The 12884-nt window shown below is 54.8% G+C and carries 11 protein-coding genes; 9 read left to right on the top strand and 2 right to left on the bottom strand.

Going from position 1 to position 12884, the window contains the following annotated elements; genetic code table 11:
- Positions 1-8: 8 nt before the first annotated feature.
- The 3 genes from lspA to mtnA are packed head-to-tail and all read left to right on the top strand — an operon-like array spanning position 9 to position 2717.
- Positions 9-494: a signal peptidase II gene (gene lspA / locus JJE36_00145; protein MBK5210728.1), complete on the top strand. Its 486-nt coding sequence runs from the start codon at positions 9-11 to the stop codon at positions 492-494.
- On the top strand, positions 491-1519 hold the full coding sequence (locus JJE36_00140) for an RluA family pseudouridine synthase (protein MBK5210727.1): 1029 nt from the start codon (positions 491-493) through the stop codon (positions 1517-1519). Before lspA ends, JJE36_00140 begins: the two co-directional genes overlap by 4 nt.
- Positions 1509-2717 carry an S-methyl-5-thioribose-1-phosphate isomerase gene (gene mtnA / locus JJE36_00135; protein MBK5210726.1) on the top strand — a complete coding sequence of 403 codons (1209 nt, stop codon included), beginning with the start codon at positions 1509-1511 and terminating at the stop codon, positions 2715-2717. Before JJE36_00140 ends, mtnA begins: the two co-directional genes overlap by 11 nt.
- Here mtnA and larE read toward each other — a convergent pair.
- Together larE and JJE36_00125 are read right to left on the bottom strand one after the other, a co-directional pair.
- Positions 2709-3467 (bottom strand): ATP-dependent sacrificial sulfur transferase LarE, encoded by a 759-nt coding sequence (gene larE / locus JJE36_00130; protein ID MBK5210725.1) that lies wholly within the window; start codon positions 3465-3467, stop codon positions 2709-2711. The genes mtnA and larE overlap by 9 nt on opposite strands.
- Positions 3467-4042 (bottom strand): ATP:cob(I)alamin adenosyltransferase, encoded by a 576-nt coding sequence (locus JJE36_00125; GenBank protein MBK5210724.1) that lies wholly within the window; start codon positions 4040-4042, stop codon positions 3467-3469. The genes larE and JJE36_00125 overlap by 1 nt, the downstream gene beginning before the upstream one ends.
- Before the next feature lie 105 nt (positions 4043-4147).
- Here JJE36_00125 and uvrA point away from each other — a divergent pair, with 105 nt between their 5' ends.
- The 6 genes from uvrA (at position 4148) to gap (ending at position 12844) form a co-directional block, all read left to right on the top strand.
- The gene (uvrA, locus tag JJE36_00120) at positions 4148-6982 is read left to right on the top strand and encodes an excinuclease ABC subunit UvrA (GenBank protein ID MBK5210723.1); all 2835 of its coding nucleotides are present in this window, start codon (positions 4148-4150) and stop codon (positions 6980-6982) included.
- Between the two features lie 8 nt (positions 6983-6990).
- A complete protein-coding gene (gene uvrC / locus JJE36_00115; protein MBK5210722.1) occupies positions 6991-8886 on the top strand; it encodes an excinuclease ABC subunit UvrC in 1896 nt (631 codons plus the stop codon).
- A 19-nt stretch (positions 8887-8905) separates the two neighbouring features.
- The gene (gene rapZ, locus JJE36_00110) at positions 8906-9805 is read left to right on the top strand and encodes an RNase adapter RapZ (GenBank protein ID MBK5210721.1); all 900 of its coding nucleotides are present in this window, start codon (positions 8906-8908) and stop codon (positions 9803-9805) included.
- A gap of 1 nt (position 9806) precedes the next feature.
- Positions 9807-10724: a YvcK family protein gene (locus tag JJE36_00105; protein ID MBK5210720.1), complete on the top strand. Its 918-nt coding sequence runs from the start codon at positions 9807-9809 to the stop codon at positions 10722-10724.
- Positions 10725-11654, top strand: coding sequence for a DNA-binding protein WhiA (whiA, locus tag JJE36_00100; GenBank protein MBK5210719.1), 930 nt, complete (start codon positions 10725-10727; stop codon positions 11652-11654).
- Between the two features lie 185 nt (positions 11655-11839).
- Complete coding sequence (gap, locus tag JJE36_00095) at positions 11840-12844, top strand: type I glyceraldehyde-3-phosphate dehydrogenase (GenBank protein ID MBK5210718.1); 1005 nt, start codon at positions 11840-11842, stop codon at positions 12842-12844.
- The last annotated feature ends 40 nt before the right edge of the window (positions 12845-12884 follow it).

Genomic DNA, 12884 nt, shown 5'->3' with positions numbered 1-12884 from the left:
GGCCTCTCTTGACGTTTGGTGTAGTCGGCGTTTTCTGGTTGGCTCTCGACCAAGTGGTCAAAGCCGTCGAACGTCACTCCATGACAGTCGGTTCCACGATTCCGATAATCAAAAATGTGTTTCATTTGACTTACATCAGAAATAGCGGAGCGGCATTCTCTCTTTTCTCGGGACTGACGTGGCTCTTCTTTCTTGCGGGAATAATCGCTTTTGCAGCCATGTTTCTCTTTTGGCGGCTCAAAAAGCCGAGCACCGTTTTGCCGGTGGTGGGAAGTGCGCTCATGTCGGCGGGGGCGTTGGGCAATATCATCGATCGCGTCGTGTCCGGTGAAGTCATCGACATTTTCGACGCACGGATAATCAACTTCGCAATCTTTAATGTGGCAGACATCGGCATCACCGTCGGCGTCGTCATGCTCGTTGTGTGGCTTCTCTTTTTCGAGGACCACTCCGGAATCGAAAAAGGCCATCCGATGAAAGTACCGACCAGATGAGCGACGTAGGTTATCACAAACATATCGTCGAGCAGGATCAGGAGGGTATGCGTCTCGATGCCCTTGTCGGATCGCTTGACGCCGTCGTGTCTCGTTCCTCGGCCGAACGTCTCATCGAAGACGGATATGTCACGGTTGACGGCGATGTGCTACCGAAAAAATACCGAGTGGTTCAAGGAGAGGTAATCGGAATCGATGTCGTGCCTCCGGTGGCAAGCGACGTCAAACCCGAGTTCATTCCGCTCGACATCCGTTTCGAAGACGAATACATGATCGTGCTATCCAAGCAACCCGATCTCGTCGTTCATCCGGCTACAGGCAACTGGACGGGCACGTTGGTGAACGGGCTTTTGGCACATTGTATGCAGCTCGGGTCGTTGCAGGGAGATGAACGCCCCGGTATCGTGCACCGCCTCGACAAAGATACGTCCGGTTTGATGATGGCCGCAAAGACCGACACCGCGCAGGTTCGCCTGCAAGAAGATATTAAAATCAGAAAAATCGATCGACGTTATTTGGCGCTCGTACACGGCTGGATTGCTCCTGATACGGGTCTCATCGATGCGCCCATCGGGCGCAATCAACACGACCGCCTCCGCATGGGCATCTCCGAGCATCCGTCGGCCAAGCAGGCGGTGACGACATTTACGGTGCTCGAACGTTTCGAGGCCGGTCGTTTCGATGACGGATTCACGCTTCTCGAGTGCCATCTCTACACGGGACGTACGCACCAGATTCGGGTGCATATGGAATATATCCATCATCCCATCGTCGGCGATCAGACATACGGTGCTCGGCGCGTTAAAGCGAGCCACGGTCTCGATCGCCAGTTTTTGCACTCTTACTCACTGAAGCTCCAGCATCCCATTACCGGAGAAGAGATGGCGTTTCTCGATCCGTTGCCCCAAGATCTCCAAGCGGTGATAGACGATATCGCCGATCACAGTTGCGGCAGGACTGCCGAAGGTGCCGTGATCTTAGGAGAACTCGAGCGTTGCGAAAGGAAAGAAGACTATGGCTATTAGTGATATGCCTCGCACCATATGGTGGGAAGACGATGCCATACAACTTATCGATCAAACGCGCTTGCCTCTCCAGGGTGATATTTTGGTATGCAATTCCTATGACGGCCTCATTATAGCGATCAAAGCGCTGGCGGTCCGCGGTGCTCCCGCTCTGGGCGTCGCGGGCGGACTCGGTATGGCGTTGTGGTCTCAGACCGAAGGCAAGACTTTTGAAGCAGGCGAGCAGTACTTCGCGAGAATGCACGAAGTCGCCGAGCAAATCGCCCATGCGCGTCCGACGGCCGTAAACCTTTCATGGGGAGTCAAACGTATCGTCGACATGATCGAAGACAACAAGGATGTCGCCCCCGCGATGCTTCACGAGCTCATTCTCAAAGAGGCACTTTCCCTGGTCGAAGAAGACGAAGCCGTCAATCGTCGAATCGGCGCGAACGGTGCAACACTTTTCACGAAACCGACGAAATTTTTGACACACTGCAACGCCGGCTCTCTTGCAACGGCGTTTTACGGAACCGCACTCGGGGTGATTTACTCCGCGTTCGAGGAGGGTAACGTCGAGCATGTGTGGGTCGATGAGACCAGGCCGGTCAATCAAGGCGGGCGTCTGACCGCATGGGAACTTTTGATGGTGGGTGTGCCTTCGGCGTTGATTTGTGACAATATGGCCGCTTCCATCATGCACAACGGATGGGTCGATGCGGTCGTCGTCGGGGCGGACCGAATCTGTGCCAACGGCGATACCGCGAACAAAATCGGCACGTACGGGGTTTCGGTACTTGCGAAAGTTCACAATATCCCGTTTTATGTTGCCGCTCCCGCATCGACGTTCGATTTGAGTTTAAGCACCGGTCGTCAGATTGAAATCGAGGAGCGCGATCCGCGTGAAATCGAAGGGTTCACGGTATCGGGGACGTTTGATCCGACCGATGCGAAAGTGGCGGCTGCATTCGATAAGCTCACTGCGGACGGCGCTTGCGAACTGCCGATGACCAAAGGCCACCATATGCAAATTAATCGCAAAGGCGGTGGATATAGTTTTGATGCGTGGTTTAAGACGACACCGACCAACGTCGAATGCTACAATCCCGCTTTCGACGTCACACCGGCGGAAAATATCACCGCGTTCATCACCGAACAAGGTGTCATCTTTCCCGACGAAGAAGGCTACGTTCGTCTGATTGCAGACGTTTTAGGCTGAGCCGGCGCGGTATCCGTCTTTTTTGATTTCGATGGTTTCATAGAAGGGAAACAAGAGCTTTGAAATCGAGGCTTCGTTTTCCCTGAGTTTTTCAACTTGGCCGGGGTCGACTTCAATCGATGCGTGTGTGCCGTGGTCTCTGATGCGCAGATTCGTGTATCCCAAATCGCAAAGCACGCTTTCGGCTTTTTGAACGCGCTCGAGTTCTTCGGTTTTCAAAAGGTGACCACACTCGAAGCGGGTGGCCAAGCAGGGAGCCGAGGGCTTATCGGCGGTGCGCAATCCGATACGACGCGAAGCGTCTCGAACCTCATGTTTGGTGAAATGTAATTGCGCGAGCGGGCTGATTATGCCTAGCTCCTTTAAAGCTTTCAGCCCCGGGCGATCGGTGAATGTGTCATCGTAGTTCGTGCCGTCGAAGACAGGATTTCCTCTATACACTTCTTTCAACGTTGAGAAAATCAATGTTTTGCACACATAACAGCGGCTCTTTTGATTGGTGGCGACTTCATCGAGTACGAGCGGATTCGCTTCAATCACCTGTAGGTTGAAATGAAGAGACGCTGCCGTTGCAATGGCGCAGTTCAGCTCGTCGGCGGCGATGAGAGGTGTGTCAAACATCACGATCCGCGCGTTGTCGCCGAGTGCGACTTTTGCGCAATAGGCTACGAGCGTCGAGTCGACGCCTCCCGAATAGCCGATGGTGGCCGAAGGATAATTTTTGAAGAATGCGATCAAGTCGTTATGCATCAGGCACCCCAGTTTATTTCGTCGTGCCCGTCGAGCAAGAGAGCATAGCGTGCATAGGTATAGAGTGCGTCCGACAGGCGGTTGAGATAGCGAAGCACACTATCATTGGTATCTTCGAGATTGTACCCGTCCTTCGCCTTGACCATACTGCGCTCGAGATCGCGTACGCTGGTTCGCGCGAGGTTGAGACGGGCGTTCGCCTCGCAGCCCCCCGGCAGCACGAAGCCGGTGAGCGCCGGAAGTTTCTCACTGTAGAAATCAATGCGCGATTCGAGATCGTCGACATCTTTTTGCGCCAGAGGGTTGTTACAACCTGTTTCGCTGAAAGTGCAGACGGCCGCGGTGAAGAGTTTTCGTTGGGCGTAGACGAGGCTTTCGAGGAGGACTTCATAATCCGACATATGTCTCGTGTCTTGTCGGGCTTGGTCTTTGAGGGCTTCCCCCGCAAAGCCCATCATCGTTATCGCGGAGTCGAACTTCCCGCTCACTTCGATTTCAATCGAGCCTTTTGACAAGCGTCCGTGCTGAACGTGCGATGTCGAGCCGGTATCGCCTTTCCGCGTATATATCGCCATCTGAAACATCCTTTCATCTCATATGAATGTTAGTGTATCAGACGGGTGGGATGGGCCGACTTCTTGTTATAATGAAAGGCTAGGCAATCATGAGGAGATTTACCAATGGCAAATCAGAATATTATCATCAAGGGTGCCCGCGAGCATAACCTTAAAAATATCGATTTGGAGATTCCGCGCGACAAATTCGTCGTCATCACGGGGCTCTCGGGATCCGGTAAATCTTCGTTGGCGTTCGACACCATATACGCCGAGGGGCAGCGCCGCTACGTCGAATCGCTTTCGGCGTACGCGCGTCAGTTTCTCGGGCAGATGAACAAGCCCGATGTCGATCATATCGAGGGTCTGTCGCCCGCGGTTGCCATCGACCAGAAGACCACGTCGAAAAATCCCCGATCGACGGTGGGCACCGTGACTGAGATATACGACTACCTGCGGCTGTTGTACGCGCGTATAGGCATTCCCCATTGCCCGGTTTGCGGTAAGCCGATTTCGAAGCAGACATCGGACCAGATCGTCGATGCGATTCTCGAGCTTCCCGAGAAGACGAAGTTTCAAGTGCTTTCCCCCGTGGTACGCGGCCGTAAAGGCGAGTACGCTAAATTGTTCGATGATTTGCGGGCACAAGGGTTTTCACGAGTGCGCGTCGACAAAGAAGTCCACTCGCTCGACACCGAGATCCCTCTCGACAAAAAAATCAAACACGATATCGATGTCGTCATCGATCGCCTCGTCATCAAAGAAAACGTGCGTTCACGTCTTGCGGAATCGGTCGAAGTCGCCTTGCGCATAGCGGAAGGCATGGTTTCAGTCGATGTCATCGGTGGTGAGGAAATCATTTTTTCCCAAGCGCTGGCTTGCATCGAGCACGGGGTGTCGTTGCAAGAGCTTCAGCCGCGCGATTTTTCGTTCAACGGTCCCTACGGTGCGTGTCCGGAATGCATGGGGCTCGGCTCACGTCTCGAAGTCGATAAAAACTTGGTTATCAAAGATGACTCTTTGAGCATCGCCGACGGTGCGATTGCGGTATTTTCCGCCGGTTCGAACTACTATCCTCAAGTATTGGCGGCCGTGGCTGAGCATATCGGCGCGGATATCGATACGCCGTGGCGCGATTTGAAGGAAAAAGAACGCAAAGTGTTCATGAACGGTCTTCCGGGACAACGTGTGAAGGTGAATTATCATACGCGTGACGGGCGAAATACCCACTGGTTCGTCGAATGGAACGGCATCGTCGGTGAGGTCGAGCGTAAGCACAAGGAGAGCGATTCGGAAGGCCCTCGCGAGAAGCTCGAGCGTTACATGTCGATCACTCCCTGCAAGACCTGCGGAGGCGCCCGTCTCAAACCTGAGATTTTGGCCGTCACCGTCGGAGACAAAAACATCCACGAGGTCACTTCGCTTTCCGCCAAGGATTCGTTCGCCTTTTTCGAGGGACTGGGCTTGAGCGAGCGCGACGAGCGAATCGCCGGGCGTGTGATAAAAGAGATTCTCGAGCGCCTCCGCTTTTTGGTCGACGTCGGTCTCGATTATCTGACGCTCGAGCGCGGTACGGCGACTCTTTCCGGAGGAGAAGCTCAACGTATCCGTCTCGCGACTCAAATCGGTGCCGGCTTGATGGGCGTCCTCTATATCCTCGATGAACCGTCCATCGGTCTGCATCAACGCGACAATGCGCGGCTCATCGCTACGCTGGAGCGCCTGCGCGACCTCGGCAACACGGTCATCGTGGTCGAGCACGATGAAGAGACGATCCGCGCCGCCGACTTCATCGTCGATATGGGTCCGGGTGCCGGAGAGCACGGAGGATATATTGTCGCTCAAGGTTCGATCGATGATGTTTTGAAATCGAAGGACTCGTTGACGGCCGACTACATTTCCGGACGTAAATCGGTTCCCGTTCCGAAAAAGCGGCGTGAAGGCAACGGAGGGGAGTTGCTCATCAAGGGAGCTTCCGAGAACAACCTCCGCACTATCGATGTATCGATCAAACTCGGTGCGTTGACCGTGGTCACCGGCGTATCGGGTTCGGGAAAATCCTCGCTGGTGAGCGACACGCTCACACCGCTGCTCGCGAATCGGCTCAACCATGCCCGACATCGCGTGGGCGCATTTCAATCGGTCGAGGGGATACATCTGCTCGATAAGATAATCGATATCGATCAATCTCCCATCGGACGTACGCCGCGTTCCAACCCGGCGACCTATACCGGCGTGTGGGATGATGTCCGCAATCTCTTTTCCTCGACACCCGAGGCTAAAAAACGTGGTTATTCTCCCGGGCGCTTCTCGTTCAATGTTGCCGGCGGTCGTTGCGAAGCGTGCAAGGGCGACGGACAGATCAAGATAGAGATGCACTTTTTGCCCGATGTGTATGTTCCGTGCGAGCTGTGCTGCGGGGCACGCTACAATCGCGAGACGCTCGAAGTCACCTATCGCGGAAAAACAGTCGCCGACCTATTGGACATGAGCGTCGAAGAGGCGTTGCACTACTTCGAAAACATTCCTCAAATCAAACGGAAGTTGCAGACGCTTTTCGATGTCGGGCTCGGCTATATCAGACTCGGACAGCCGGCGACCACACTCTCCGGCGGCGAAGCTCAGCGCATAAAACTTGCATCCGAGTTGCATCGCAGGAGCACTGGTAAGACGTTTTATGTGCTCGACGAACCGACGACCGGATTACATTTCGACGATGTGAGACAACTCCTCATCGTTTTGCAACGCTTGGTCGACAAAGGAAACACCGTACTCGTCATCGAGCATAATCTCGACGTCATCAAATGTGCCGATCAGATTATCGATCTGGGGCCGGAAGGCGGGGACCGCGGTGGTAAAATCATCGCCACGGGAACACCTGAAGAGATTGCGAACGTAAAGAAGTCGCATACGGGTCACTATCTGAAACGGGTACTTTCGAGACGCGCAGAGAAAAGCTGATGGACACCATGCCGAAAGACAACCACGTCGCATTGCTGGAGCAGATTAAAAGCGTCCCCTTAGAGCCCGGCGTCTATCTTTGGAAAGATTCGCACGGCGCGGTGCTCTATGTCGGCAAAGCGAAGTTGTTGCGCAACCGCATGCGCCAGTATCTGACCGGTCAAGACGAGCGCGAGAAAATTCCTCTGATGATGGAGCGCGTCACCACGTTTGATTATGTGGTGACTTCCAACGAGGTCGAATCGCTCATTCTCGAAGTCAATCTCATAGGTCAGTTTTCGCCTCCTTACAACGTCGATTTCCGGGATGACAAAAGTTTCCCCTTCATCGCAGTCACCGCCGGGGATGTATATCCGGCCATAAAATACACGCGAGAAAAACGGCGGAGCCAAACGCGCTATTTCGGCCCCTACACCGATGCTCGCGCCGCGCGGGAGACTATCGATACGGTCCGACGCATCATCCCATTTTGTCGTTGCACCTGTGCGGAGTGGAAACGGTTGACGGCGCGGGGAGGAGAACCGATCGACCGTCCGTGTTTCGATTCGCACATCGGTTTGGGACCGGGGGCGTGCACCGGAGCCGTCACTCCCGAGGAATACCGGGCCAACGTGGACAGGGTGATGCGATTCTTGTCGGGGCATCATGATGATTTGGAAGACGAACTCAGAGAATCGATGCAACGAGCTTCCGACAATCTCGATTATGAGGCGGCCATGCGTTTTCGCAATCGCATCCGGGCAATCGCGGCCATTCGAGAAAGGCAGGTCATGGTCGCCGATACCTCGATGAATCTCGATGTCGTCGGATTTTTCCGTGAGGAGACGATCGCCGGTGCCTATGTGCTCGTCGTTCGTGAAGGACGCGTGCTGTACGGAAACGAATTCACCCTCGACAAGGGGATGGATATCGCCCAGCACGAGTTGGTGAGCGGGTTTTTGACGAAGTACTATTCGACTGCGAGTCACGTTCCTCAAGAAATCGTCATCGAAAGTGAGCTCGAAGACAGGGATGCGATCGAGGAATGGTTTTCCACGCTTCGCGTCGCGGAAGGAGAGCGCGCGACTCGCGTGAAGCTCACCGTTCCGACACGCGGCGTGAAGCGCGAGCTCCTCGATATGGCTTCACGCAATGCACGCCACACGCTGTTGCGCTTCATGGTGCGTACGCGTTATACGGACCAGCGCGTCAACGCCGCGCTGCTGCAGCTGGAGTCGGCGCTCGGTCTTGTCGCGCCTCCGATGCGTATCGAATGCTACGATATCTCGACGCTGCACGGTACGAATTCGGTCGGCTCGATGGTCGTCTTTTCGCAGGGACAGAAGGATTTGGCGGCGTATCGGCGATTCAAAATCCGACGGGAAAGCGACGAGGCAAACGACGTCGCCATGATGAAGGAAGTTTTGTCGAGGCGTTTTTCGAAAATTCGCCGCGAAGACAAACGGTTCGGAGTTTTACCTGATGTGCTTATCATCGACGGAGGAAAGCCGCAATTGCATGCCACGCTGTCCGCGCTCGAAGAGTTGGGACTGTCGATTCCTGTGGCCGGACTCGCCAAACGTGATGAGGAGATATGGGTGGAATGGTCGGACGCGCCGATTCTGTTGCCGGACGGCTCCGCGTCGCTGTATTTGGTCAAGCAGATTCGAGATGAAGCGCACCGTTTCGCCATCGAATACCATCGCAATCTCCGCGGGAAGGCGATGACCGTCTCGCTGCTGGATGAGGTGGTCGGCCTCGGGGATAAGCGGCGAAAACTCCTCCTCAAGCATTTCGGCTCCCTGAAGAGGCTCAAGGCGGCAACGCTTGCGCAGATAAATGAAGTTCACGGGATTCCTGCCGACGTGGCGTCGGGGGTTTATGCGATACTACATGTAGAGGAAACCTGCGACGCGCAAGAATGATCACGGTGGTGAGATTGATATGGCCGAAATGCATGAAGAGCAAGAGAAAATCAACATCGTCATCGTGACGGGCATGTCGGGTGCCGGTCGTTCACTCGCGCTCTCCGCGCTCGAGGATTTCGGTTATTTCTGCGTCGACAACTTGCCTCCCGCGATGATTGAACAAATCGCAAGTCTGGCTCTTTTGCCGGATTCCTCGATAAAACGCATCGCGATTGCTTGCGACATTCGAGGCGGTAAGCAGTTTTACGACCTTCTCGACGAGCTCGACGACGAGGATCTGGCGATGTACAGTCCGTTGCTTCTCTATTTGGACGCGAGCGACGCGACACTTGTCAATCGGTTCAAAGAGACGAGGCGCCCACATCTTCTCGAAGAAGAGACGCATTCGCTGGCTGCGGCGATTAAAAGGGAGCGCACGCTGCTCGAGCCCGTCAGACAGCGCGCCGATGTCATCATCGACACCTCCGATTTGCGCGCCAGCGAGTTGCGCGCACGGATTCAAAGCGAATTTTCTGTTACGCCGGCTGCCGATTCTCTGGCGGTTTCGGTCTCGTCGTTCGGCTTCAAGTTCGGCCCGCCCGTCGATGCCGACATCGTTTTCGACGTGCGGTTTTTGCCGAATCCCTATTATGACCCGAAGCTCAAACCCCTCTCCGGTCTCGACAAGCCTGTTTCGGATTATATTTTGGCTCGACCGGAAACGGTCCAGTTCCTCGATGCATGGATGCCGCTTCTCGAATCGGTGCTGCCGAGTTATCTCGCCGAAGGGAAACTTCATCTGTCCATCGCGCTCGGTTGCACGGGAGGCAGACACCGTTCGGTCGCCCTTGCCGAAAAGACGGCGGACAGTTTGACTGAAATCGGATACCGGACGACGGTCATCCATCGCGACATCAATCGGGGCACGAATCACTGATATGAATACCGTCACCGAAAAAAATATCGTCGCCCTGGGCGGTGGCACGGGTTTGCCTCTCGTGCTTCGCGCTTGTGTCGAGCTCGGGTATCATCCGTCGGCAATCGTCACGATGGCTGATGATGGGGGGAGTTCGGGACGTCTCCGTCGCGAACTCGGCATCAATCCTCCCGGCGATGTGCGGAACTGTCTTGTCGCGTTGGCTTCCGAAGAGGAGCGCGATTTCGCTTCCGTCTTGGGGTATCGATTCGTCGCCGGAGAAGGTCTCGAGGGCCACGCGATGGGAAATTTGATCATCGCCGCGCTGACCGATTTGGCCGGAAGTTTCGAACAGGCGGTCAAGTTCATGGAGCGCCACCTCGCCGTGCGCGGGAGAGTACTTCCCTCGACGTTTGAAGACATGCAGTTGCAGGGACTCGACAGATCCGGAAAGCCGATTTCGGGTCAAGAATCGCTTGCGTCCAATGCCGTGGCCATCGCCGAAGTGTATTCGACGCCTCCCAGCCCGAAACCGAATCCCGAGGCGATTACCGCGTTGGAGCATGCGGATGTCATTTTGATAGGTCCCGGTTCGTTGTATACGAGCATCATTCCAAACTTGCTGGTGGGCGGAATCACCGAAGCGATAGCGCAAAGTCACGCTCGCGTCATCTATTTTTGCAATGTTGCCAATATGCGTGGAGAGACCGCCGGATTCGACAGCTACGATCACGTGAAAGCGCTTTGCGACCACGGACTCACCGATGTCATCGACATCGTCATCGTTCCCGACGGTGAAATGTGCGCCGATCACCGAGAGACCGCCACGTCGCTGGTCGAGCTGGGTGTCGAACCCCTTTTCTTCGATGTGACCGATTTCGAAGATCCGACACGCCACGGATTCGATGCGATGTGTGCTGTTCTCAGGCAGGTGCTTTAGATGTCGTTTACCGCAGAGGTGCGAGATGAGCTGGCGCGCATACTCGAGAGTAAGAGCGAGTGTTGCAAAGCCGAGTTGGCCGCGCTCGTGCATCTCGAAGGTACGCTCGGGGGGAGCAGAAGCGGGCATTACCGCGTGGAAGTCGCGACGGAAAATGCTCCGGTCGCGCGAAAGATAATTACGCTCGCCCATAATGTGTACGGTCTTAAAACGGAGTTCACGCCTCGGAGGAACGTACTTCACAAGACCAACAATTACCTGATAACTTTTCCCGCTCAATCGGCACTCACAAAAGTTCTCGATGAGCTGGGAATGATGGGCGGAGCGAATCCCTACTGGGGCGTCTTGCCCGCGTTGGTGCCGAACGACGGGTGTGCGATTGCGTATTTGCGCGGTGCCTTTCTGGCTGCAGGCTTCATCGCCGACCCCAAAGGGGATTTTCATTTTGAAATAAGCGTCCACTCCGAACAGCTCGGAGATGATATTTTGGCACTGATGCAACGCTTCGATATCGAGCCGAAAATCATTCCTCGCAGAAGCGGCTGGACGGTATACATGAAGGGAACCGAGCCGATCATCGATTTTCTCGCATTGGTCGGAGCGCATAATGCGCTCTTGCGCGCGGAAGACGTCCGTGTGTACAAATCGGTGCGCAACGATGTGAATCGTCGGGTGAATGCAGAAGTCGCCAACCAGATGAAGGCAACCGACGCCGCGCTCTCGCAAATAGAATCGATACGTATCATCGAGGAACATGTCGGTCTGGACAGTCTTCCCCGTGCCTTGCGAGAGTTCGCAGAATTACGACTCGCCAACCCCGAGCTTTCTTTGCGCGAACTCGGAGAGGCGGCAAAGCCTCCTCTGTCGAAATCAGCGGTGAACCATCGTGTCCGGCGCATCGAAGAGACGGCTCAGTCGCTGTCGAAATAGGCCCGTCATGCCGTGCGCGTGTGAAATGCCGCGCGCGTGCGAAACGATGCCGTTATTGCGGTAGATGAAATCACTTTTTTGTCGTAACATGGAAAAGCACGGTGAAGGCGCGGTTTTTTCGAAGGCGCCTTCTTACATCCGTTGCGGTCGAGTGACCGCCCAAAGATCTCAAGGAGGAATCTGCTTTGGCTATTAAGGTAGGTATCAATGGATTCGGCCGTATCGGTCGAAATGTTTTTCGCGTTATGGAAAATGACCCGGCGGTTGAAGTGGTGGCGGTAAACGACTTGACCGATGCTATGACGCTTGCACATTTGCTTAAGTATGATTCGATTCACGGTAAATTCGACGGCACGGTCGAAGTCGTCGAGGGTGGCTTCTTGGTAAACGGCCGTCTCGTCAAAGTGCTCGCCGATCGTGATCCGGCAAACCTTCCTTGGGGCGAACTCGGGGTCGAACTCGTCGTCGAGTCGACGGGCTTTTTCACCGATGCGCATAAGGCTCATGCCCATATAGACGCCGGCGCGAAGCGTGTCATCATTTCTGCTCCGGCAAAAAATGAGGACATCACCATCGTCATGGGCGTCAACTCCGATAAGTACGATCCCTCGAAGCATTTCATCGTTTCGAATGCATCGTGCACCACGAACTGTCTTGCTCCGGTGGCAAAAGTGCTCAAGGATACATTCGGTCTCACACGTGGTTATATGAACACCATTCACAGCTATACCAACGATCAGCGTATTCTCGACCTCCCGCACTCGGACTTGCGTCGTTCTCGCGCAGCAGCATCTTCGATGATTCCGACTTCGACCGGTGCGGCAAAAGCAATCGGACTCGTTCTTCCCGAACTCAAAGGCAAGCTCGACGGTATGTCGACGCGCGTACCGACTCCCGATGGCTCTTTGGTCGACCTTGTCGCCGAACTCGGTACGTCGGTGACCAAAGAGGATATCAATGCCGCCATGAAAAAGGCTGCAGACGGATCGCTCAAGGGATTTCTCGAGTACTGCGAAGACCCGATCGTGTCGGTGGATGTCATCGATAACCCGTCTTCATCGATTTTTGATTCGCTTGCGACCATGGTTATGGGCGGCGAGGGAAATTTCGTCAAGGTGCTCAGTTGGTATGACAACGAGTGGGGTTACAGCAGTCGCGTGAACGATCTTGCAAAACTCATGATGGCTTAAGGCGATCATTCGACTCCTCGCGCGAAATCGGTTTCAGATA

Source organism: Coriobacteriia bacterium, assembly GCA_016649875.1.
Classification (GTDB): domain Bacteria; phylum Actinomycetota; class Coriobacteriia; order WRKU01; family JAENWW01; genus JAENWW01.
This window is presented reverse-complemented; position numbering and strand designations above follow the sequence as displayed.